Origin of the sequence: Pseudorhodoplanes sp. (assembly GCF_046289595.1) — a bacterium.
Lineage (GTDB): Bacteria > Pseudomonadota > Alphaproteobacteria > Rhizobiales > Xanthobacteraceae > Pseudorhodoplanes.
Genome location: NZ_JBKBVB010000044.1, coordinates 1 through 22,137 on the forward strand (window position 1 = coordinate 1; position 22,137 = coordinate 22,137).

General features: G+C 63.7%; 18 protein-coding genes. 7 read left to right on the plus strand and 11 right to left on the minus strand.

Annotated features, from left to right (window positions below):
- The 4 genes from ACK41X_RS11230 to ACK41X_RS11245 all read right to left on the minus strand — a co-directional run.
- The coding region (locus tag ACK41X_RS11230; protein ID WP_409722793.1) for a TRAP transporter small permease at nucleotides 1-269 on the minus strand (269 nt) is incomplete at its 3' end.
- 145 nt (nucleotides 270-414) lie between these two features.
- Nucleotides 415-1,545, minus strand: coding sequence for a C4-dicarboxylate TRAP transporter substrate-binding protein (locus ACK41X_RS11235; protein ID WP_409722795.1), 1,131 nt, complete (start codon nucleotides 1,543-1,545; stop codon nucleotides 415-417).
- Nucleotides 1,546-1,754: 209 nt separating this feature from the next.
- Nucleotides 1,755-2,963 (minus strand): FAD-dependent oxidoreductase, encoded by a 1,209-nt coding sequence (locus ACK41X_RS11240; RefSeq protein ID WP_409722798.1) that lies wholly within the window; start codon nucleotides 2,961-2,963, stop codon nucleotides 1,755-1,757.
- A complete protein-coding gene (locus tag ACK41X_RS11245; protein WP_409722801.1) occupies nucleotides 2,960-4,072 on the minus strand; it encodes a 5-methyltetrahydropteroyltriglutamate--homocysteine S-methyltransferase in 1,113 nt (370 codons plus the stop codon). The genes ACK41X_RS11240 and ACK41X_RS11245 overlap by 4 nt, the downstream gene beginning before the upstream one ends.
- Before the next feature lie 161 nt (nucleotides 4,073-4,233).
- Between ACK41X_RS11245 and ACK41X_RS11250 the strand changes: the two genes are divergently transcribed.
- The 4 genes from ACK41X_RS11250 (at nucleotide 4,234) to ACK41X_RS11265 (ending at nucleotide 8,662) form a co-directional block, all read left to right on the plus strand.
- Nucleotides 4,234-4,932 carry an alpha/beta fold hydrolase gene (locus ACK41X_RS11250; protein WP_409722804.1) on the plus strand — a complete coding sequence of 233 codons (699 nt, stop codon included), beginning with the start codon at nucleotides 4,234-4,236 and terminating at the stop codon, nucleotides 4,930-4,932.
- 130 nt (nucleotides 4,933-5,062) lie between these two features.
- Complete coding sequence (locus ACK41X_RS11255) at nucleotides 5,063-5,824, plus strand: SDR family NAD(P)-dependent oxidoreductase (RefSeq protein WP_409722806.1); 762 nt, start codon at nucleotides 5,063-5,065, stop codon at nucleotides 5,822-5,824.
- 73 nt (nucleotides 5,825-5,897) lie between these two features.
- A complete protein-coding gene (locus ACK41X_RS11260) occupies nucleotides 5,898-8,237 on the plus strand; it encodes a xanthine dehydrogenase family protein molybdopterin-binding subunit (protein ID WP_409722809.1) in 2,340 nt (779 codons plus the stop codon).
- Nucleotides 8,201-8,662, plus strand: coding sequence for a hypothetical protein (locus ACK41X_RS11265; protein WP_409722812.1), 462 nt, complete (start codon nucleotides 8,201-8,203; stop codon nucleotides 8,660-8,662). The genes ACK41X_RS11260 and ACK41X_RS11265 overlap by 37 nt, the downstream gene beginning before the upstream one ends.
- 182 nt (nucleotides 8,663-8,844) lie before the next feature.
- Here the strand turns inward: ACK41X_RS11265 and ACK41X_RS11270 are convergent, their stop codons facing one another.
- The 7 genes from ACK41X_RS11270 to uraD all read right to left on the minus strand — a co-directional run bounded on the left by ACK41X_RS11270 (nucleotide 8,845) and on the right by uraD (nucleotide 19,175).
- Nucleotides 8,845-10,098 carry a pyridoxal-phosphate-dependent aminotransferase family protein gene (locus ACK41X_RS11270; protein ID WP_409722814.1) on the minus strand — a complete coding sequence of 418 codons (1,254 nt, stop codon included), beginning with the start codon at nucleotides 10,096-10,098 and terminating at the stop codon, nucleotides 8,845-8,847.
- Between the two features lie 11 nt (nucleotides 10,099-10,109).
- Nucleotides 10,110-11,534 (minus strand): dihydropyrimidinase, encoded by a 1,425-nt coding sequence (gene hydA / locus ACK41X_RS11275; RefSeq protein WP_409722817.1) that lies wholly within the window; start codon nucleotides 11,532-11,534, stop codon nucleotides 10,110-10,112.
- Nucleotides 11,535-11,662: 128 nt separating this feature from the next.
- Entirely contained in the window at nucleotides 11,663-12,700 is a 1,038-nt protein-coding gene (locus tag ACK41X_RS11280; RefSeq protein WP_409722819.1) for a lytic transglycosylase domain-containing protein, read from the minus strand.
- Between the two features lie 189 nt (nucleotides 12,701-12,889).
- Entirely contained in the window at nucleotides 12,890-16,357 is a 3,468-nt protein-coding gene (locus tag ACK41X_RS11285; RefSeq protein WP_409722822.1) for an EAL domain-containing protein, read from the minus strand.
- Nucleotides 16,358-16,541: 184 nt separating this feature from the next.
- A complete protein-coding gene (locus ACK41X_RS11290; protein WP_409722825.1) occupies nucleotides 16,542-17,171 on the minus strand; it encodes a glutathione S-transferase family protein in 630 nt (209 codons plus the stop codon).
- A gap of 122 nt (nucleotides 17,172-17,293) precedes the next feature.
- Nucleotides 17,294-18,289 carry a c-type cytochrome gene (locus ACK41X_RS11295; RefSeq protein ID WP_409722828.1) on the minus strand — a complete coding sequence of 332 codons (996 nt, stop codon included), beginning with the start codon at nucleotides 18,287-18,289 and terminating at the stop codon, nucleotides 17,294-17,296.
- A gap of 1 nt (nucleotide 18,290) precedes the next feature.
- Complete coding sequence (gene uraD / locus ACK41X_RS11300; RefSeq protein ID WP_409722831.1) at nucleotides 18,291-19,175, minus strand: 2-oxo-4-hydroxy-4-carboxy-5-ureidoimidazoline decarboxylase; 885 nt, start codon at nucleotides 19,173-19,175, stop codon at nucleotides 18,291-18,293.
- A gap of 189 nt (nucleotides 19,176-19,364) precedes the next feature.
- On the opposite strand from uraD, the gene ACK41X_RS11305 reads away from it, so the two are divergent.
- The 3 genes from ACK41X_RS11305 to ACK41X_RS11315 all read left to right on the plus strand — a co-directional run bounded on the left by ACK41X_RS11305 (nucleotide 19,365) and on the right by ACK41X_RS11315 (nucleotide 22,137).
- Nucleotides 19,365-19,925: a sigma-70 family RNA polymerase sigma factor gene (locus tag ACK41X_RS11305; protein WP_409722871.1), complete on the plus strand. Its 561-nt coding sequence runs from the start codon at nucleotides 19,365-19,367 to the stop codon at nucleotides 19,923-19,925.
- An 8-nt stretch (nucleotides 19,926-19,933) separates the two neighbouring features.
- On the plus strand, nucleotides 19,934-20,596 hold the full coding sequence (locus ACK41X_RS11310) for a hypothetical protein (RefSeq protein WP_409722834.1): 663 nt from the start codon (nucleotides 19,934-19,936) through the stop codon (nucleotides 20,594-20,596).
- A 68-nt stretch (nucleotides 20,597-20,664) separates the two neighbouring features.
- Nucleotides 20,665-22,137, plus strand: a complete 1,473-nt coding sequence (locus ACK41X_RS11315; RefSeq protein WP_409722837.1) for a S8 family serine peptidase — start codon at nucleotides 20,665-20,667, stop codon at nucleotides 22,135-22,137.

The following is a 22,137-nucleotide window of genomic DNA, read 5'->3' on the forward strand; positions in this document are numbered from 1 at the left end:
TAGGCGAAGCCATGAGGCATCAGCCGCGTGAAGATGTCGACGCGGATATGGGTGTCGTTTTTCGCCAGATACGCCCACGGCAGATAGGCGACGATCACCATGTAATAGGCCGACACGATCTCGGTCGTGCCCTCGACCGGCCGGCCGAAGAAATAGCGGCCGCTGACGTCGGCCGAGACATGCAGCATCATCAGGAAGCCGGCAACAAGCGCGATCCAGAGAAAGAGCTGGATCGGCCATTCGAGCCATCTGAGCAGGCGTTCGATCACGATCGGGGGCTTGCTTTTCGGTTGGCTGTCCGCGGGCAAGTCGGTGCGAAAATCGGTGCCGCTGCGCCAGACTTTGCCTGCGGGCCTTTGCGAAGGGAATCAATTGCCGGGCCGCCGTCTCAGGCGAACGGCCCGGCAACCACGACTACATCTTGTTGACGTCGAGCTTGGAGAAGATCTCGCGGTTCAGCGCCTCGATGTATTTGTTCACATCACGGCCGATCTCCGGCGACAGCTTGCGCCACTTCTCGATGTTCTTCTCATAGGCATCGATGATGGCGCCGGGATCCTTCAGGCCGAAGCTCTTGCCGACCTCGACATTCTTCTCGCGCTGCACCTTCTGATAATCGGTGACCACGCGCTCGAAATCGGGATCCGGCTTGATCACCTGCACGCCCTTGTCCTTGACAACGGTGGCCAGCCCTTCCTCGTTGGCGACGATGAAGTTGCCGATCGCCATCTCGGCGCTCAGTCTCACGGCCTCGTCGAGGTGGATCTTCTTCTGTTCGGGCGTGAGCTTGTTCCAGGCATCGCGATTCATGAAGAAGCCGAGGGCCGGGCCCGTGAGGCCGAGCGGCATGTCGACGACATATTTCGCGAAATCGGCATAGCCAAAGGTGCGCATCCAGTCGGCGATGCCGTGCTGGCAATCGAGACCGCCGCGCTGCAGGAGGCTGACTGCCTCGACCAGCGTCGCGCCGACCGGCACCGCGCCCTGCATCTTGAACATTTCGGCGTTGCCGCCGGTAGCGCGGATGCGCTTGCCCTTCAGGTCGGCGAGCGACTTCACCGGCGTTGTGCAGTTGAGCAGATAGGCCGACGAGGTCCAGCCGCCGAGCGCGACGGCGTTCAGCTTTTTGATCTCCTCGAGACATTCGGGGCAGTTGAAATACATGGTCTCGAGCGCCGCGCCCGATGCCGCGACAACATCGTTATGACCGAGCACCACCGTCGAATAGATCATGAACATGGCCGGCACGGTGTTCGGCACGTAGGTCGGGATCGCCAGACCGGCCTGGATCAGGCCGTCCTTGACGCCGGTGAAGGTGGTCTTGCCGTCGACCAGCTGGCCGCCCGGCACCAGCGTCCACTTGATCTTGCCGCCGGTCTTGTCCGAGATATTCTTGAACATGACCGGCATCAGCTTGGCGTTCTGATACTCACGCGCCGGGGTCCAGCTTCCGAAGACGAATTCCTGCGACGCGGCGGGTTGGGCCGCAATCAGTCCGGCCGCGAGTGCCGCGGTCGCAAATGTCAATGAACGGGGCGATGTCATCGAACTCCTCCCTTTTTAAGCCGACTTGATTTCGGTCTTGGGCCGCAGGCTATAGTTTGATGTCCAACAATTCAATCGGCTTCCTGCATGACGTGTTGGCAAGTTAACGGCGCCGGCGCGCCCAACCCTGAGGTCTGGCGTTGTCTTGGGCGGCACCGCTGCGTCTGGGCGGGATCGCGCTGCGCGATGCGGGGAAACGGCGGCAGAGCTCAGCGCGCCATTTTTTCGGGCAGACCGATCGGCCGGCTCAGCAGCTTGTACGTGAAAGTCAATGCTTCGCGCTGGAATTGCGGGTCGTTATGCAGCCGGTGGAAGCGTTCATTGTCGGCTTTCTTCTTGTCCGGGTCGGTCTCCTTCAGCCGGCGCTTGTTCTCGGCGGCGGTGGGACCGGTCACTTCCACAAACACCCTGCGGCGCTCCGCCGCGTAGCGGTCGAGGAGGTCGTCATCGGCTTCGCGCAGGATGACCGCGGGAAGGGCATCGCCCAAAAGGTCGGCATCGAGCAGTCCCGAGGTGAGACCAAGGCCGCCATAGGGATTGCAGACATGGGCGGCGTCGCCGGCCAGCAGTACCCGGCCCGCCCGGAAGCTCGGGGCGCAACGCTCATGAACGCGGAACGGGGCGAAGGCCTCCAGTTCGTAAGGGTCGCTGTCGGGCAGGATCGCGCGGTAATGATCCGCGATGCGGTCTTTCACCGTCTCCTCCGGCAGGCTCGCATCCTCGCCATAGGTGATGCGCCACAATCCGTGCCGGTCGATCTTGACCACCACCGCCCAGTATTTCGGATCGATGATGAAATTGGCCCGGGCAAAACCGCGCGCCTCGAAGTCGTAGACGAGGTTGGTCGAGACCAGCCGCTCCGGATGGGTGTAGCCATCGAAGGAGAGCCCGACGGCGCGGCGCACCGTGCTGCTGCCGCCGTCGGACCCGACCAGCCAGTCGCAACGGATGGTCCGGGTCTCGCCGCCCTGATCCACCGTGACGGTGACAGAATCGCCGTCCTGCGCGACCGCGGTCACCCGCGTATTCCAATGTACCGCGGCGCCGGGAATGGCGAGAAAGCGCCTCAGGATCGCGCGCGCGAGCTCATGCTGCGGCATGTGCAGGTTGAACGGATAGGCGGTGTCTTGCGGGGTCAGCACCGACATATGCGGCGCGGCAAGAATGTCGCCATCCACGGTGCGGAACTGATAGTCCTGTTTAAGGATGCCGGCGACCTTGAGTTCGTCCAGAAGGCCGAGCCGGTCGAGCATTTCCACCGTCGGCGCATGGTAAACCACGGCGCGCGGCCACGGGATAATGTCGGGCTCGCAGTCGAGCACCTGCACTGGAATGCCGGCGCGGGCGATTTTCAGGGCCGCGACCAGTCCGACCGGGCCCGCCCCCGCAACCACGACGCCTTCGAAACGTTCGCTCATGCTTCTCCCCACACCTCGCGCGCGGTCTCGACAACGAGGCTCAGTTTTGCGAATTGCTCGTCGACCGTCAGCAGGTTGCCCTCTGCGGTGGAGGCGAAGCCGCATTGCGGCGACAGGCACAGCTGTTCGAGCGGCGCGAATTTCGCCGCTTCGTCGATCCGCCGTTTCAGCTCGTCCTTGCTTTCGAGCTTGCCGGACTTGGTGGTGACGAGGCCGAGCACCACCATCTTGCCCTTGGGCAGGAAGCGAAGGGGCTCGAAGCCGCCGGAGCGCTCGTCGTCGTATTCGAGGAAAAAGCCGTCGACATCGAGCTCGCTGAACAGGGCCTCGGCGACGTGATCGTAGCTGCCTTCCGCCATCCAGGCGGACTTGTAATTGCCGCGGCAGGTATGGGTGCAGATCGCCATGTCGGAGGGCCGCTCGGCGACCGCATCGTTGAACAGCTTGATATAGCGCAGATGCTGGGTCTCGGCGCCTTCGCCGAGCATGGCGCGGCGGGCCGGATCGTTCAGGAATGAGAGCGAGGTATCGTCGAGCTGCAAATAGGTGCAGCCGAGCCCGGCGAGTCCTTCAATCTGCTTGCGGTAGATCGCCGCAAGATCGTCGTAGAACATCTCCCAGTCCGGATAGACGCTGCGGTCGACACCGCGTCCGGCCGGATAATGCATCATCGACGGTGAGGGGATGGTGAGTTTCGGTATCGCCTTCGTCGCAACCGATTTCAGAAAGGCGAAGTCCTCGGCGAAAATGGTGTCGTCGAGCCGCAGCCGCTCGCCGATCCGGTAGGCGACGAATTCGAAATCGGTGGCGCCTGTCGCCGAGCGGAACGGCACCTTGACCGTTTCGGTGAGCTTCTCGACGCCGCCGATGGCGTATTTGAAATCCATGAACCAGTCGATTCGGCGGAATTCGCCGTCGGTCACCGCCTGCAGGCCGATATCCTCCTGCCGGCGCACCGCCTCGCGGATCGCTTCGTCCTCGATGGTCCGCAATTCATGGGCGGTGACCGCGTTGCGGGCGCGCGCCTCGCGCGCCTGCAACAGGGCGGGCGGGCGCAACAGGCTGCCGACATGATCGGCGCGAAATGGCGGACGTGTGCGGGGAGCCATGGCCGGGGGCGCTTCCTTTGGTTTTTTGTTTTGGTTAGCGCGGCGTCCGGGACGTGGCAACCGCACGGATCGCAATCGTGCTGTTGCAATTTCGCCTTGCCTGATCACAATCGCCGCGCATTTCCGCTGAGCGGAAGCGGATCAGGATTTTCGGGGGAAACGTGGCTACAATCGTCGTTGCGCATGGCGCCTGGTCGTCGGCCTGGGCGTGGCAGAAGATGCGGCCTTTGTTGCGGGCGGCGGGGCACGACATTTTCACGCCGAGCTATACCGGGCTCGGCGAGCGGGCGCATCTTGCGTCGCCCGATATCGATCTCGATACCCATATTGCCGACGTGCTGGGCGTCCTCCAATTCGAGGATCTGCACGATGTCGTACTGATCGGGCACAGCTATGGCGGCATGGTTGCGACCGGGGTCGCGGACCGCGCCGAGGGCCGTGTGGCGAAGCTGATCTACCTCGATGCGTTTGCACCGAAGAATGGGCAGAGCCTGTTCGATCTGGTCGGGCCTGAGACCGAGGCAACAATGCGCGCGGGTGCGGCGGCGGGCGACGGCTGGCGGGTGCCGTCCAACCCGATGCCGCCGGATACGCCGCCGGATTATGTGGAATGGGCCGCGTCGCGGCGTCTGACCCAGCCGATCAAGTGCTTCGAGCAGCGGCTGTCATTGTCGGGAAAGCCGCTGCCGGTCGCAGGCTATATCTATTGCAAGCGCATTCCGCCGCAGGATGTGTTCGGTCAATTCGCCGACCGGGCGAAAGCCGAAGGCTGGCCTTATGCCGAGATGGACGCGAGCCACAATCCGCACATCACCTGCCCGGAGGCTTTGCGCGACGTGCTGCGGGGGATGATGAAATAGCCGTCGTTCCGGGGCGCTGCCGACGGCCGCGAGCCCGGAATCCGGAGCGGCCGGTTCGCCGGTTGTGATTCTGGATTCCGGGGTCGCTCGCTTCGCGCGCGCTTCGGAATGACAGGGAGGGAAGACATCAATGCCAAAAATGAAAGACAAGGTTTGCCTGGTCACCGGCGGCGCCGGCAGCATCGGCCTTGCGAGCGCGAAGCTGTTCGCAGCCGAAGGCGCCAAGGTGATGCTGGTCGATCGCGATCCCTCGCTTCTGGCGAAGGCCGCGAAAGGCTTCGCGCCGCCCGGCGCCGTCGACACCTTCGCTGCCGATGTTGCAGATACCCACGCCACAAAGAATTATCTCGCCGCTACCGTCGAGCGCTTCGGCAAGATCGACGTGCTGTTCTCTAACGCCGGGATGAGCGGGGCGATCGCACCGGTCACGGACTATCCGGACGACCTGTTCGACCGGGTGATGGCGGTCAATGTGCGCGCCTCATTCCTTGCCTGCAAATACGGCCTGCCGCTGATGAACGATGGCGGTTCGATCATCATCACCTCGTCGATCATGGGGGTGAACTCGGCCCCGGCCATCGTCGGTTACGCCACCTCCAAACATGCGGTGATCGGCCTCATGAAGGTGGTGGCGAAGGAGGCGGCCGCGCGCCGCATCCGCTGCAACGTGCTGGCGCCGGGTCCGGTCGATAACTCGTTCCAGGACGATATCGAAAAGCGGATATCGAACGCCATCGGCACCGACGCTACCGCCATGATCAACGCCATGATCCCGCTGGGCCGCCATGCGAGGCCGCAGGAGATCGCGGAAACCGCCCTGTTCCTGGCGTCCGATGCGTCGAGCTTCTGCACGGGCAGCGTGTATATGACGGACGGCGGCATGAATGCATGAGCGAATGCGATGACTCGCTGCGGCGAAGCGGCTAAGAGAGGGGCCGAACAGTCCCACCCGCCCGAAAGCTGAAATGACCTATCGCTTCATTGGAAAATCGCTGCCCCGAACCGAAGACCTCCGTCTGGTGCGTGGACTTGGCCGCTACACCGCCGACCTCGCGCCGCGCGATGCGTTGCGTCTGTTTGTGGTCCGCTCCCCCTATGCCGCCGCCCGCATTGTGAAAATCGACACCGCGGCGGCGGAAAAAATGCCGGGCGTGCATCTGGTCCTCACCGGCGAGCATCCCGAGATGACCGCGCTCGGCTCGATCCAGTCCAAGGTCAAGCGCCAGTCCCCGGACGGCAAGCCGAATTTCGAGCCGCCCTATCGCATCCTGTCGCGCGAGCGCGCGCTCTATGTCGGCGATCCGGTGGCCGCGGTCTTCGCCGAGACCCTCGATCAGGCCAAGGACGCTGCCGAAGCCATCGAGATCGAGTGGCAGGCTCTGCGGGCGGTCACCGACACCGCGCATGCCGCCGACGAGGGCGCGGCGGAGGTGTGGCCGCAGGCGCCGCGCAATGTGTGTTTCGTGTTTGACGTCGGCAGTCGCGATGCGGTGGAGCAGGCGCTTGCGGGTGCAAAGCACACGGTCAGCGTCAGCTACCCGATCAACCGCATTACCGCCGTGACGATGGAGCCGCGCACCGCGCTCGGGCAATACGATCCGGTGGCCGAGGCCTATACGCTGCATTGCGGTCTGCAGAATCCGCATGCGGTGCGCGAGAGTCTTGCCAACGATATTTTCCGCATTTCGGGCAACCGCGTCCGTGTGGTGTCGCCCGATGTCGGCGGCGGCTTCGGGCTGAAAGAGGCGCCATTTCCCGAATATGTGCTGACGCTCGTCGGCGCCAAACTCGCAGGCCGTCCGGTGCTGTGGGCCGCGGAACGCGGCGAGAGTTTTCTCTCCGATTTCCACGCCCGCGATGTGTGCGCCACGACGACCCTCGGCCTCGACGAGAACGGCAATTTTCTGGCGCTGAAAGTCGAGACCACCGCCAACATCGGTGCCTATATTTCGCCGATGGGGCTGCATGTTCCGACCAATAACGTCGGGGGGCTCGCGGGTGTCTATCGTACCCCGCACATCCATACCCGCGTGACCGGCGTATTTTCCAACACGCCGCCGACGGCGCCCTATCGCGGCGCCGGGCGGCCGGAAGCGACATATGCGATCGAGCGCGTGATCGACGTGGCCGCGCGGCAATGCGGTTTCGATCCGGTCGAGTTACGACGGCGCAACCTGATCGCACCGGACCAGATGCCCTACAATACGAAATTCGTTTTCACCTACGATTCCGGAGAGTTCGAGCGCAACATGGACGATGCGCTGGAGCTTGCCGACTGGAAGGGCTTCGCCGGACGGCGGAAGGAAGCCAGGAAGCGCGGCAAGCTGCGCGGCATCGGGCTTGCCAATGCCATCGAGATTTCGGCGGGGCCTGCGCCTGCGCCGATGCCGGAAAGCGCGGAGATCAGGTTCGACCAGACCGGCGGCGTCACCGTCTCGATGGGCACGCATTCGCACGGGCAGGGCCATGAGATCACCTTCGCACAGATCGTGGCGGACTTTCTCGGGCTCGAGATCGGCGACGTGCGGGTGCGCTATGGCGACACCGACGCCGTCGAATTCGGCACCGGCACCTTCGGCAGCCGGTCCGTGATCACCGGATCGAATTCACTGCGCATCTCCGCCGACCGGCTGATCGAGCGCGGCAAGAAGATTGCCGCGGTGCATTTCGAGGCCGATGCCGGTGACATCGTATTCGAGGCGGGACAGTTCGCGATTGCCGGGACCGACCGCAGGATCGGCATCAAGGATGTTGCGAAGCTCTCCTACACGATGCGCGACCCGAGCCTCGGCGGCACATTCGGCTTTTCGGAAAAGACCATCGCTGCGCCGAAGGCCGCGACCTTTCCGAACGGTTGCCATGTCTGCGAGGTGGAAATTGATCCGGATACCGGCGTCTGCCGGATCCTGAATTACGTCGTGGTCGACGATGTCGGCCGGGTGGTCAATCCGCTGCTGGTCAAGGGCCAGGTGCATGGCGGGGTGGTCCAGGGGGTCGGACAGATTCTGTTCGAGGACATCCGCTACGATGAGGACGGACAGCTCCTCACCGGTTCCTTCATGGATTATGCGATGCCGCGCGCCTCACATTTCCCGTTCTTCATCTGCAAGGCCAACGAGGTGCTGACCCCGATGAATCCGCTGGGCGTCAAGGGCGCGGGCGAAGCGGGGACGGTTGGCGCGCTTGCGGCAGCCATCAACGCGATCGTCGATGCCCTGTCGGAGTACGGGATCGAACATATCGACATGCCGGCCACGCCGGAGCGGATATGGCGCACCATTCAGGACGCAGCAGCCGCGCGCTGACGCTGGCATTTGCCGTGCTCTTGGCGGTGGCTGCCGCGGCCGCCTGTTCGCGCGATCCGGGCTCCATCGTCACCACGGAGCCCAATGTCCCTCCGGCCGACTACAAGGGCGAGATTCTCGCCTATTTGCGCACCTACCTGAACGATCCGACGGGGGTGCGCGGCGCCTCGATCGGCGAGCCGGAGCTGCGCACCATTCCGGCGACACCGCGCCTGTCGACCGAGCAGGTGACGCCGGCGCACCAGCGCTACATGGTCTGCGTGCGCTTCGATGCCAAGGATTCCACAGGCCGGTATCAGGGCAGCCGCGAAGTTCTGGTCGCGTTCCTGGCGGGCCGGCTCGATACCCTGGTACCGGCGCGCAAAGAGCAGTGCGAAAAGGCGAATTGGCAGCCGTTTCCGGAGCTTGAGCGGCTCAGGCGCTGAGTTGCGGCCGCGTGCGCGACGGCGCACATCCCGGGATTTATCCACAGGCCACGGAAAAGAGTCACCGCACTGTAATGGGCTATCTCTAATCAGACGACGCGCCGGACCGCAATTGGCTCGGCCCCGTTCGTCGAATCCTTACACGGTCCTGTCAGATGCGGCGGGACCGTTTTTTTTGTTCGTCAGGAAGCCTTCGCCCGATGCGCCGGCTCGTCCGCAGCCCGATAGACTGCCAGCGCCGCGTCTGTTCCGGAGCCGGCGCGAAAGCCGGCCTGACGCAAGCAGACTTCGAGCGCGGCAAGACAGGTCAACACGCTCTCCTTGCGGCAGACATAGCCCATGGTGCCGATGCGCCAGATCTTGCCGTGCAGCGGCCCGAACGAGGTGCCGATCTCGATCCCGAAATCGTTCAGCATCATCGAGCGCACCGCATCGCCGTTGATGCCGTCGGGAATATGGACGCCGGTGACGTTCGGCATCTTGCTGGTCTGATCGCCGAACAGTTTCAGCCCCATCTCGGTCAGCCCTGCGGTGATCGCATCGCTTGCAAGGGCGTGCCGCGCGAAGCATTCATCGAGCCCTTCCGCCAGCACGATGCGGATCGCCTCGCGTGCGGCATAGAGCATCGAGGTCGCCTCGGTATGATGGTTGAGCCGCATCTCGCTCCAGTAATCCATGATCATGCCGAGATCGAAATAATTCGACTGGATGACCGGGCCGTCGCCATCGACGAAATTCGCGGGGCGGATGCCGCCCTCGACATGCCGTCTGCGCTTCACCACATCGACGATTCGCTCGTTGACGGTGATCGGCGAGGAGCCGGGCGGGCCGGACAGGCATTTCTGCAAACCGGACGAGGCGGCATCGACCTGCCAGTCGTCGATTGCGACATTCATGCCGCCGAGTGACGCGGTGGCGTCGGTATAAAGGAGCACGTCGTGCTTGCGGCAGATCGCGCCAATCTGGTCGAGCGGCTGCGCCATGGTGGTCGAGGTGTCGCCATGCACGACGGCGAGGACGCGCGGCTTGTGCTGCCTGACCGCTGCTTCGATCTCCTCCGGCGTGAAGACTGTGCCCCAGTCGCGCTCGATGGTGACGACCTCGCCGCCGCAGCGCTTTGCGATTTCTGCGAGGAGGAAACCGAACCGCCCGAACGAGGGGACGAGCACCTTGTCGCCCGGTGAGATGATCGAGACCAGGATGGCCTCGACCCCGGCGCGCGCGGTGCCGTCGATCAAGAGCGACCATTTGTTCTTCGTGCGATAGAGCTGGCGGATCAGCTCCATCATCTCGTTCATATAGGCGGTGAAGGCCGGATCGAATTGCCCCAGCATCGGCATCGACATGGCGCGCAACACGCGCGGATCGACGCCGACGGGACCGGGGCCCATCAGCAGGCGGGGCGGAGGATTGAGGTCGGAGAACAGGGTGGTCATTCGATGATCGCTCACGCTGATGCTGCGCCACGCGGCTTTGCGTAGTCCGATTTGGCCCGCGTCACATAAGCGCCGGCACCAAGCGTGCCGACCAGCTGGCCGTCGCGCACCACGAACTTGCCTCTCACCATGGTCGAGACCGGCCAGCCCTTCACCTTGATCCCCTCGTACGGCGTGTAGTCCGAGCCGCCATGCATCAGCGACTGCGAGATCGTGACCTCGCGTTCCGGATCCCAGATCGCGATATCGGCATCGGCGCCGACGGCGATCGTGCCTTTCTTCGGATAGAGACCGTAGGTCTTGGCGTGATTGGTTGCGGTCAGCGCCACGAATTCATTCAGCGTAATGCGGCCCTTACCGACCCCCTCCGAAAACAGGATCGGCAGCCGTGTCTCCACGCCCGGAATGCCGTTCGGCACCCAGCGGAAGGAGGTGCGGCCCTTCGGCACAAGCTTGCCCTTGGGATCGTCATAGCGGAACGGGCAGTGATCGGATGAGAACAGCGAGAACACGCCCTGCTGCAGCCCCTGCCAGCAGGCCTGCTGACTCGCCTCGTCGCGCGGCGGCGGAGAGCAGACATATTTCGTGCCCTCCATGTTGAGGCCTTCCATGTCCTTCGCCGTCAGCACGAGATATTGCGGGCAGGTCTCGCCATAGACCTTCAGGCCGCGCTGCTGTGCTCTGCGGATTTCCTCCATCGCCTCGCCGTTCGAGACATGCACGATCATGATCGGCACGTCGATCAATTCGGCGAGCGAGATCGCGCGGTAGGTGGCTTCGCGCTCGACCGGGATCGGACGCGACGTTGCATGGTGATGCGGTTCGGTCTTGCCGGCGCGTTCGAGGCGGTCGGTCAGGAAGCGGATTGCGTCGTAATTTTCGGCATGGATCATGACGAGTGCGCCGGTGTCGCGCGCCACGCTCATGACATTCAGCATCTCGATGTCGGACAGCGCGAGCCCTTCGTAGGTCATAAAGACCTTGAACGAGGTGTAGCCGTCATGCACCAGCGCCGGCAGCTCCTGGCCGAGCACCGCATCGGTCGCATCCGCGATGATGAGATGGAACGAGACGTCGACGTAGCACTGGCCGTCCGCCTTCCTGTGATAGTCGGTGACGACCTCGCGCAGCGACTGGCCCTTCTGCTGCATGGCAAAGGGCAGCACCATGGTGTTGCCGCCGAAGGCCGCCGATCGCGTGGCCGATGCGAAGTCGTCGGCCATCACGATGTCCGGGCCGGACGGTTGCGCGATATGAACGTGGCTGTCGATGCCGCCCGGCAAAACCAGCTTCCCAGTGGCGTCGACGATCTCGTTCGCGGTGCCGAGATCGGCGCCGAGCGCGGCGATGCGGCCGTCCTTGATGCCGATGTCGCAGGAGAAGGTGTCGGAGGCGGTCGCAATGGTGCCGCCGCGGATGATGGTGTCGAACGCCATGATGAAATCCCAAAACGCCCTGTTCTAGAGCATGACGCCGAAAAGTGCGAAGCGGTTTTCGGACGGCATCATGATCCACGCAAAGGAGCGGGCTGGATTGTGCAACCGGCGGCGTCGGCTACGCGGCCTCAGCGCTTGGCGGCGCTGGTCTCCGCGAGCCGGGTCCTGGCCGTCTTTGCCGGCCGGTCGGTCGGCGCACGCTCGGCAATCTTTGCAGGGAGCGCCGGCTTGGACGCGGTCTTGGTGGCTGCCGGCTGTGCCCCGGTCTGGGCGGGTTTGGCCTTGGGACCGCTGCCCTTGGCGAGCTGCCTGTTGCGCTTGGCGTTGGCGGCGGCGATCCGCGCTTTTGCTGCGGCCTCGGCCTTGGCTGCTGCAATACGGGCGGTCTCGACGATTTTGGCCACCTGCGGTTCAAGTTGCACAGCGACCTTGGCCGGCTCGGCGTCGCGCGACAGGTCGGCGATGCCCTCGCAGGGCGCGCGCGAGGGCAGGTGCACCGGCAGCTCGATGTGATTCTCCTCGGTCCAGCGTTCGGCGTCGTGGCCGGTTATGATCTTCACGTAATCGCGCGTTTCCTGAGGCAGGGGGCCGCGGCGCGCCAGCCAGTCCGTGACCCGCCGTGCCCCGCCATTATAGGCGGCTGCGGCAAGGCCGAGATTGCCGAATGTGTCGAGATGCTCGCGCAGAAAGCGGGCCGATTGCGGCAGGGCGGCAAGTGCGTCGAACGGGTTGCGCAGGCCCCGCTCCGCCGCCACCGCCGGCATGAATTGCGCGACACCCTGGGCGCCCGCGGGGCTGACCGCGCGCTGCTGAAACCGGCTCTCCTGCCAGATCAGGCGCGCGAAAAACCCGGCCGGAATGCCATGGATCTCGGCCGCGTAGGCGATGCCGTAGCAAATCGATTCCAGCGTCACATCGGGCGGTGGCAGCGGCGGACCTTCCGGCGCGCGCAGCGCGGCAAGGCTTCCTTGGATTTCCGCGCTTGGGACCGGGTTCAGCGCGACCTTGACCGGCTGGTCTTCCGCGACATTGAGGCCGGCAAGTTCGATATGCGCGAAGGCCGGTCTTGCTTCGGCCCGCCAATGCTCGAGATGAACCGCTTCCGAGCCGAATTTTGTCGTGCTGGCGACCAGGACGGCGCCGACAATCGTGAGCGCAAGCTTCATGCGCGCAAATTCTCCCTGCCGCGCAGGCAAACGGCAGCCGGCTGCGCGAAGCGATCGAATTGTCGTCCGAGACGTCCCCGCGGATGTCCCCCGATGAAGTTTGCCTGATGCTGTCGAAACCGGACGGTTTTGTGGAAATGCTGCGACCCTGAAAAGGTCTTATCGCGGTCGCGGAACCGGCGTCGCCGCTCAGCTGGCAACGGTTGTGCGCCGCTTGCGCGACGGTGCGCCAATGAGCTCGGCATATTCGGCAATGGGTTGCGGCCGTCCGATCAGATAGCCTTGCATCTCGTCGCACCCCTCGCCGCGCAATATCGCAAGCTGGGTCTGGGTTTCGACCCCTTCGGCGACCGTGGTCAGGTTCAGACTGCGGCCCAGGCCCAGCACCGCGCGCACGATCGCGCCGGAATGGGTGTTGCGCTCAAGATTGGCGATGAAGGTCTGGTCAATCTTGATCTTGTCGAACGGAAACGACTGCAGATAGGACAGCGACGAATAGCCGGTGCCGAAATCGTCCATGGCGATGCGCACGCCAAGCGCCTTCAGCCGGCGCAGGATCGACACCGCGCGCGAATAGTCGTCCATCAGCGCGCCTTCGGTGATCTCGAGCACCATACGATCCGGCGCAAGGCCGGATTCGAGCAGCACCGAATGCACCATCGGAACGAGATCGGCCTGCCGCATCTGCACCGGGGAGAGGTTGATTGCGATCTGCAGCGGGTTTCGCCACGCCGCCGCCTCGCGGCAGGCCTCGCGCAGCACCCATTCGCCGATCCGGTCGATCAGACCGCTCTCCTCGGCAAGCGGAATAAAGGTGTCGGGCGGAACGAAGCCGCGGCGCAAATGATCCCAGCGCAGCAGCGCCTCGAAACCGATGACCTGACCCGAGATCCGAGCCTGCGGCTGGTAATAGAGCTGCAGTTCATTGCGGGTGACCGCAAGCGTCAGGTCGGCCTGAAGCGCGCGCCGGTCATGCAGCATGCGATCCATCTCGGCTTCGAAGAAGCGGACGCCGCTGCGGCCCTCGGCCTTGGCGCGGTACAGCGCCGCGTCTGCATTGCGCAACAAGGCCGCCATATCTGTCCCGTCCGCCGGATACATGGCGACGCCGATGCTCATTCCGAGCCGGACCTTGCGTCCGTCGCAGTCGATTTCGCCGGACACCGCATCGATCAACCGCTGCGCCAGTGCCCCGGTATTCTCCGGGGTGGCGTCGTCGGTCAGGATCGCCGTGAACTCGTCGCCGCCCAGCCGGGCAAGGAACGCACCGCTGCCGACGGCCTCTTTCATCCGTCTCGAAATTTCAAGCAGAACCTTGTCCCCGGCCGCATGCCCGTACAGGTCATTGACCTCCTTGAAACGGTCGAGGTCGATGGCAAGCAGCGCGAACCGGCCATTCGCCGCCGCGATGTGATCCAGCGTTTCGGAAAGCTTTGCATTGAAGGCGGCCCGATTGGCAAGGTCGGTCAGCGGATCATGGTGCGCGAGATGGGCGATCCGGGATTCGTTGCGCTTGCGTTCGGTGACGTCCTGGATAACGGTCAGCAGATATTCGGGCGAGTCATCCTTGCCGCCGATGGCGACACGTTTGGAGACGATGTCGCGCAGCCGGCCGTCGGGCGTGACGGTGAGGTGCGAATCGATCTTCAGCTGCCCCATCCGGAGCGCCTCCTTGTCCCGCATGACGATCTTCTGAGCCTCGTCCCTCGGGAATATTTCCTCGGTGGTCTTGCCGACCATGTCATCGCGCTCGATGCCGAGCAACTCCTCGCCTGCACGGTTGACGAAGACATAACGGCCGGACGCGGCGTCCTTCACCACCAGCATTTCCGGAATGTTTTCGACCACCGCGCGCAGCATGTTGCGGGTGCGTTGCAGTTCCTGTTCGCCGCGCAGGCGCTTGGTAACGTCCTCGACGACATTGAGGATATATTCTGGCTCGCCCTGCTGGTTCCGGATCGCAAAACGTTTCGAGGTAATATAGCGGTCGCGCCCGTCAAGGGTTTGCACCCGGCGATTCTCGATGACGAACTGGCCGCTACGCAGGGCATTCTCGTCGCTCTGCTTCGCTCTTTCCGCTGTGTCTCTGGGGAAGACTTCTTCAACGGTCTTGCCGACGAAGTTCTCCCTCGAGATGCCGAGCAGATCCTCTCCGGCGCGATTCAAGAATACGAATTTGCCGCTGCGGACGTCCTTGACGACGAGCATCTCCGGACTGTTCTCGACCACCGTGTGCAGCATGTTTCGCGTTTGCTGCAGCTCTTTCTCGTTGGCGCGGCGTTCGGTGATGTCCTCGTGCGTCGCAACCCAGCCGCCGCCCGCTGTCGGCATATTGGTGACGCAGAATGAGCGGCCGTCGGCAGCTTGCGTGATCTTGACCAGCGGCTTGCCCGCCCGCATGCTGTTCATCAATTCGTCGATATAGGCGTCGATATCGTCGAAAAAGCTTCCGGCTTTTGTCCGGAGCTCAAGCACCTCCCGGATCGAAATGCCGGGCCGGACCTGCTCCGCGTTCAGCCCGTAAATTTCGATGAAGCGATTGTTGCAGAGGACCATTTCTCCCGCGGAATTGAACATCACCAAACCCTGGATGATGTTGTCGACGGCGGTGTCGAGACGGCAATTGACCTCCTCCAGTTCGGCGGTTTTCTCCGCGAGCCTGGCCTCGCGTTCGCGCAGCGACGCTTGCGATTCGGCGAGCTGGACGAACTGGTGATAGAGCGCATAGATCAGGAGCAGAGAGCAAATCAGCGCAAGTGCGGTACCGATTGCGATCGTCGTTGCGCGGTGCCTCCAGCTTGCCAGCGCCTCGCTCTGCGGTATCCCGACATTGACGACAAGCGGCAGGTTTTCCAGCGGCCGGATCGCAGTCAGTCGCTGCGTTCCGTCGAAGGCGGTCAATGACGTATAGAGCCCGCCGCCGTTCTGTACCATCTGGTACCATTTCGACGTTGGCGGCAGGCGCGTGCCGGTTGCATCTCTCAGCTCGGGGTAGCGCACCAGAAGCGTGCCGTCGTCGCGCAGCAGCGCGAAGGACTGGCTGTCGACTCCCTGTATCGAACGATAGATATGCTGAAAATAAGCGGGTTTGATGCCGGCGAGGACGATGCCGAGAAACTCGCCCTTCGGGCCGTTGATGCGCTTTGCGAAAAATACGTTTTGCTGCTGGCTGACGCGGTTGCGGACCACTCTGCTGACAAACAGTTTCGGATCGCCGTGATCGCGCGCGTAAGCGAAATAGTCGCGGTCCGACAAGTTTACGGACTTGACCGGCCAGCCACGCGAGGCATTGACGAATTGGCCATCCTTGTCGATCAGGGCAATGACTTCGGTCTGCGGAATGCGGGACAACCGGTCGGCTAGAAAACGGTGGGCGGCCTCACTCCGGGCAAACGCATCGAAGCCATGTTCAAGCGCATCCTGACTGCCGAGGCGTTCGGCGATTTCGGATGCTGCATTATCGATGGCCCGGACCGCTTCCGCGGTCTGTTGGGCGAGCACTGTCGCGATCTTGGATGTGTTGTTGACCGCATCGCTAATCGCATCCTGCCGCAACGCCACAATCGTAATACCAATGGCGGCCACGGCGGTGCCGATCAGGCCGAGCGCCACCAGCAGCAAGCCGCGAAAAGAGATGCGAGGCGAAGAGGGGAACAAGGTCCGCCGCTCCCGGACTTGTTGTGATTGTGTCCGGAATAGGCGCCGCGGCTTGGAAAACCGTAAAATCTTGTTTGCAATTCACCGTTGTTCTGAATCAAGCATTACCATTCATACACCCAGGCGGTGCCAGCGGCGCTTGTTTGCGTGGGGTTAACCATCAGGCGCCGCCGGTTCGCAACCTTCACGGCATCGGAACGTCGCCGACGTCCTTTGGAACTTTGTAACCGCGCTGTACCGCGGGACGTTGCGCGATGTTGGTGTACCAGCGTTTCACATTCGGGAATGTGTTGAGGTCGATCTCCTGCCATTCGAAGCGGGAGATCCAGGGCCAGGTCGCGATGTCGGCGATTGAATAGTCGCCGGCGAGGAAGTCGCGGCCCTCCAGCCGGCGGTCGAGCACGCCGTACAGCCGCTGCGCCTCCTTGGCATAGCGCTCCTCGGCATAAGCGGATTTGCCCTTGTTGTATTTGACGAAGTGATGCACCTGGCCGAGCATCGGGCCGACGCCGCCCATCTGCCACATCAGCCATTCGATCACGCGGTAGCGGCCTTCGCCGTCCTTCGGCATCAGCTTGCCGGTCTTGTCGGCGAGATAGATCAGGATCGCGCCGCTCTCGAACAGCGACATTCCGTTGTCGTTGTCGACAATCGCCGGAATGCGGTTGTTCGGCGAAATCTTCAGGAAGTCGGGAGCGAATTGCTCGTCCTTGGAAATATCGATCGGATGCGCCTTGTAGGGCAGGCCGAGCTCTTCCAGCGCAATCGAAACCTTGCGGCCGTTCGGGGTGGTCCATGTATAGAGATCGATCATCGTTTCCTCGGTCGTCTTTGTGGTGTCGCGTGCGCGCAAGCCGCAGCTTGTCCTAGCGCAGCGCCGCGTGTTGCACCACCCTGCCGGCTTTCATGATGATGAAAAGCAAGGGCTTGTGCAGATCAGTTCTTTTTCTCTGCCTTGAGTTTGGCAATCGCCGCTTCGATCGGGCCGAACGGTCCGAACCGATGCTGGGCCTGGCTGAAGCCGTCGGCATAGGGGCCATAGGGCGTATCGACCGGCTTTTGCAGGCGATCCGGAAAGTCCCGTTCGAGGCCGGCGCGTTTGGGCCGCGGTTGCGAGATCACATAGGCGGCGACGTCCCAGGATTCGCGTTGCGTCAGCCGCGGTTCGTCATAGCTCGTGCCGTTCGGCATGTTGAAGTGAATGAAGTTTGCGGCAGTGATCAGCCGCGCCATGCCGGCGCCGTCGTTGAAGCTGTCGGGGCCCCAGAGCGGCGGGTTGAGGTAGCCGAAAGACGGCACTTCGCGGTTGCGCAGCACGCCTTCGCCGTTCGGCATGTGGCACTGCGCACAGGCGCGCGCGTAAATCGCCCGGCCGCGGAGCGGGTCCGCGGCATCGCTCAGGAGCGGCATCTGGCCTGCGCCAAGTCCCGACAGCTTTTCACCGCGCTTGGTGCCGGCGGACAGGAATTTGATATAGGCGACGAAAGCCTGCATCTCCTCGGAGTCATCCGGCAGCGCCTTTCCGTTCATGCTGCGTGTCATGCATGAATTGACGCGGTCCTGGATCGTGATTTCCGCGCCCGCGCGCGCCGAGTATTGCGGAAAACTGTCATAGAGGCCCCAGAGCGGCAGCCCGAATTTCTTGGTGCCTGCATTCAGGTGGCAATTGGAGCAGGCGAGGTTATTGCCGGCAAAGCGCTTTGCCTCGTCCGTTACATGCGGGCCGATCCAGACCGAGGTCGCTGTGACAAGATCGTGGCCGCGGCGGATTTGCATGCCGGCAGCATCATAGGCCAGGGCGCCGATCTGCGGCACCGACCATGTGGGATCGGCCGGCGGGTGTATGTCCTGCGCGGCCGCAGGATGAAGAAGCGCACAAAGGACGGCAATTGCAGCCGTGAGAAGCCGCCCGGGTACCGGCATTTTGGTCATGTCAGCTTCCGCGATAGGTCGAATAGGCGAAGGGCGTAACCAGGAGCGGGACGTGATAATGACCCTCCGGCTCTGAAATCGAGAAGCGGATCGGGACCACATCGAGGAACGGCAGCTCCGCCTGGACGACGCCTTTGGCGGAAAAATAGTCCGACACCGCAAAGTGCAGCTCATAGGTTCCGATCCGCAGCGGTGCCCCCGCCATCAGCGGCTGGTCGGTCCGGCCGTCGGCATTGGTGGAGGTTTCCTTGAGCAAGGCGCGCGCGCTTTTGCCGATTTCGTACAGCGATACAGCGACACCCATGGCGGGCTTGCCGCTGACATTGTCGAGGACATGGGTGGACAGCCGCCCCTCGGTTCTGGGTTTGCCCGGACCGTCGACCCGGTCAACAAGCCGCAGGCGGGTGATGAAGGCGATTTCATCCAGCGCCGTGTTGCGCTCGGTTTCGGCATCGTTCGAAAGCCGCCGTGCGAATTGCCGCAGCACCGAGTCGCGCGTGTGGCGCCGCACGCAGATGATGAAGGGGAAGCCGAATTTCTCGCGATAGGCCGCATTCAGCTCGGTAAAGGTCTGGAACTCCGCATCGCTCAGCCGGTCGAGGCCGAGCGAGCCCTGTTCGGCCTGCGAGTCGGCGGTGATGTCGAGCCGCTTCACCTTCGATCCGAGCTCCGGGTGCGCGCGGATGAAGGCGAGCTGGCGCTCCGCCGGGCTCGATCGCACCACGCCCATCATCGCCTCGTGCAGCGCCGCAACGGTTGCGAACGGACGGTGCCCGAACGCGGCATCCGCGACCCAGCTCGCATGTTCGAAGACCTCGCCGACGGCGGCGGAAAACGCCGGCAGCGGCAGCGAATTTAGCGATTCCAGGGTGAAGGGCGCGCTCATGGCTTGAAACAATACCCGATAGATTGAGAAAAGTCATTGATAACAATGACGAAATTCCCCTATTGGGAATATCCCGCCGCTGCATTAGGAAGAACGGGGGAAACTTTCGGCCCCGCCAGTAAAATTCGCTCACATCCATTTGAACCGGGTCCGGCCCCGCCGCGACCAAACCATGAGCCGGCCGTCCCGATGCAGCAAACATCAGACGAAGTCCTGATCCAGCGGATCGCAGGCGGTGACCGGCTCGCCATGCAGGTGCTGTTCGCGCGGCACCATGTACGGGTCTACCGGTTCGTCCTTCGCCTGGTGCGTAACGAGTCCGCGGCGGAGGATCTGATCAGCGAGGTCTTCCTCGATGTCTGGCGGCAAGCCGGACGCTTCGAGGGCCGCTCCGCGGTGTCGACCTGGCTGCTCGCCATCGCGCGGTTCAAGGCTCTTTCCGCTCTTCGCGGGCGCAAGGAGGCTGAACTGGACGATGAAACTGCACAGGCGATCGAGGATGTCTCCGACACCCCCGAAGCCGCGATGCAGAAGAAGGATACGAGCGTGATCCTGCGCAAGTGTATCGAAACACTGACGCCGGAGCACCGGGAGATCATCGATCTGGTCTACTACCACGAGAAGTCCGTGGAAGAAGTCGCGCAGATCGTCGGCATCCCGGAGAATACCGTCAAGACGCGCATGTTTTATGCGCGCAAGAAATTGGCGGAATCGTTGAGGGCGGCGGGAATCGAAAGAGGTTGGCCATGAACACGGCAATGAACAGAACGCCCGAGCGCGAAGAGATCGAGCTCCTGCTGCCCTGGTATGCCGCAGGCACGCTGAGCCGCCGCGACGCCGCGCGAGTCGAGCAGGCGCTGGCGAACGATAACGAACTGGCGCGCCAGTTCGAAATGGTGCGCGAGGAGCTCGGCGAGACCATCGCCAGCAACGAATCGCTCGGTGCGCCGTCGCAGCGCGCGATGAAGGCGCTGTTCGAGAAGATCGACGCCGAACCGGCGCGCGCGCCGGCCGTGGCCTCGTTCAATCTGATGGGGCGCATCACCGAATTCATGGCGAGCCTGTCGCCGCGGACGCTCGCCTATGCCGGCGGTGTCGCCGCGATCGCGCTGCTGCTGCAGGCCGGCGTGATCGGTACGCTGGTCGGCGAGCGGACCGGCCGCGCGCCCGACCTGGCGTCGGCTCCGGCGGTGACGACGGCAGCCGCGCAGGGCGTCGAGGCACTGGTGCGCTTCGCGCCGCAGGCGACCGCGGCCGAGATCGCCGAGTTTCTGGACGCCAACAAGGCCACGATTGTCGGCGGTCCGGCGGACGGCTTCTTCCGGCTGCGCGTTCCGGCGCAGAAGGAACAGGCTGCCGAAATCGTGAGAAAGCTCGGCGACAGCAAGGTGGTAAGCTTCGCCGTTCCCGCGACCAATTAGCGGGTGCGGCGGCGCACCCTCTGGATGGGATCCGCGTCGCCGATCGGACCTTGCGGAGGCTTTCGATCATGCAGCTCTTGCGCAATCTTCGCAGTCTTGCGGCGCCGGCGGCCCTGGTGCTGACCGGGCTGACGGGCGTTTCGCATCCGGCGCTTGCGCAGACCGCCATTGCGCAGGCCTATGACCGGCCTGCGTCGCAGGGCCGCAGCTTCAAGATGCAGAGCGCGCCGGCCAATCCGCAGCCGCCCAGGACGGCGAAACAGACAAGGCCGGGTCAATCGCAGTCGCAGGCCAGGCCATCCCGGCCGAATCCGTCCCCCAATGCCGCAGCGCGCGCCGCGCCGGGCGTGGACGAGCCGCTCCAGCAAGAGGCGCAGCCGCGGCGCACCTCGGGTTTGCCCTTGCCCGGCGAGCGCCGCTTCGTCGCCAACGAAGTCGTCATCGAGGTGTCCGGCCGTCCGAGCCAGCAGGAGGTCGATGCCCTGGCGCGCCGTCACCGTCTGAACCGCCAGGAGTCGCAGACCTTCGAACTGAGCGGGACCACGATGTTCCGCTGGACAATTCCCGACGGACGCAATGTCGCAACGGTGATCCGCAGTCTCGAAGCCGACCGCGCGATTCTTTCGGTGCAGCCGAACTATCGCTACACGCTGCAGCAATCGCGCAGCGGCGAGGGCATTCAGTATGCCGTCGACAAATTGCGGCTGCCGCGCGCACATGAATTGTCGCGCGGCGAGCGTATCCTGGTTGCCGTGATCGATTCCGGTATCGATGCGGGTCATCCGGAATTGCAGGGCACGATCGAAGACGCATTCAACCCGGCCGGAGGCGACGGCGCTCCGCACGCCCATGGCACCAGCATTGCCGGCGCCATCGTCGCGCGTTCGAAACTGACCGGGGTCGCGCCGGGCGCGCGGATTCTTGCGGTTCGCGCCTTCGATCCGGAGACCGGCAATGGCGAGGGAACCACCTTCGGTATCCTCAAAGGGCTCGAATGGGCGGTGGGGCGGGGTGCGCGCGTGATCAACATGAGCTTCGCGGGTCCGCAGGATCCGATCCTGGCACGCATGCTCGCCGCCGCCGGCAAACGCGGCATCGTGCTGATCGCCGCGGCCGGGAACCAGGGGCCGAAATCGCCGCCGCTATTCCCAGCCTCCGATCCCAACGTGATTGCAGTGACCGCGACCGACGCGCAGGACAATCTGTTTCGCGGGGCCAACCGCGGTCACCATGTTGCGGTCGCAGCGCCGGGCGTACGGCTGTTGCTGCCGACACCGGGCGGCAACTATGACATGACCACCGGCACCTCGTTTGCCGCGGCGCATATCAGCGGCATCGCCGCACTCATTCTGGAGCGTGAACCGGGATTGTCGCCGGACTCGGTCCGTCGCGTGCTGCTGTCGACGGCACGCGATCTCGGACCTGCGGGCCGCGACAAGGATTTCGGCGCTGGCCTCGCCGACGCCTACGAAGCGCTGCGTGCGGTTGGCGGCCGGTCCGATGCGATCGCCGGCGGTGCGGCGCAGGGCGGCGGCCGGTAG

Excerpts from the sequence above, each read along its gene's own strand:
- uraD (WP_409722831.1), bottom strand. The coding sequence starts at position 19,175 with ATGAGCGCGCCCTTCACCCTGGAATCGCTAAATTCGCTGCCGCTGCCG.
- ACK41X_RS11295 (WP_409722828.1), bottom strand. The coding sequence starts at position 18,289 with ATGACCAAAATGCCGGTACCCGGGCGGCTTCTCACGGCTGCAATTGCC.
- ACK41X_RS11280 (WP_409722819.1), bottom strand. The coding sequence starts at position 12,700 with ATGAAGCTTGCGCTCACGATTGTCGGCGCCGTCCTGGTCGCCAGCACG.
- ACK41X_RS11265 (WP_409722812.1), top strand. The coding sequence starts at position 8,201 with ATGGCGCACCATTCAGGACGCAGCAGCCGCGCGCTGACGCTGGCATTT.
- ACK41X_RS11290 (WP_409722825.1), bottom strand. The coding sequence starts at position 17,171 with ATGATCGATCTCTATACATGGACCACCCCGAACGGCCGCAAGGTTTCG.
- ACK41X_RS11260 (WP_409722809.1), top strand. The coding sequence starts at position 5,898 with ATGACCTATCGCTTCATTGGAAAATCGCTGCCCCGAACCGAAGACCTC.
- hydA (WP_409722817.1), bottom strand. The coding sequence starts at position 11,534 with ATGGCGTTCGACACCATCATCCGCGGCGGCACCATTGCGACCGCCTCC.
- ACK41X_RS11245 (WP_409722801.1), bottom strand. The coding sequence starts at position 4,072 with ATGGCTCCCCGCACACGTCCGCCATTTCGCGCCGATCATGTCGGCAGC.
- ACK41X_RS11315 (WP_409722837.1), top strand. The coding sequence starts at position 20,665 with ATGCAGCTCTTGCGCAATCTTCGCAGTCTTGCGGCGCCGGCGGCCCTG.
- ACK41X_RS11270 (WP_409722814.1), bottom strand. The coding sequence starts at position 10,098 with ATGACCACCCTGTTCTCCGACCTCAATCCTCCGCCCCGCCTGCTGATG.
- ACK41X_RS11305 (WP_409722871.1), top strand. The coding sequence starts at position 19,365 with ATGCAGCAAACATCAGACGAAGTCCTGATCCAGCGGATCGCAGGCGGT.
- ACK41X_RS11240 (WP_409722798.1), bottom strand. The coding sequence starts at position 2,963 with ATGAGCGAACGTTTCGAAGGCGTCGTGGTTGCGGGGGCGGGCCCGGTC.
- ACK41X_RS11310 (WP_409722834.1), top strand. The coding sequence starts at position 19,934 with ATGAACAGAACGCCCGAGCGCGAAGAGATCGAGCTCCTGCTGCCCTGG.
- ACK41X_RS11255 (WP_409722806.1), top strand. The coding sequence starts at position 5,063 with ATGCCAAAAATGAAAGACAAGGTTTGCCTGGTCACCGGCGGCGCCGGC.
- ACK41X_RS11235 (WP_409722795.1), bottom strand. The coding sequence starts at position 1,545 with ATGACATCGCCCCGTTCATTGACATTTGCGACCGCGGCACTCGCGGCC.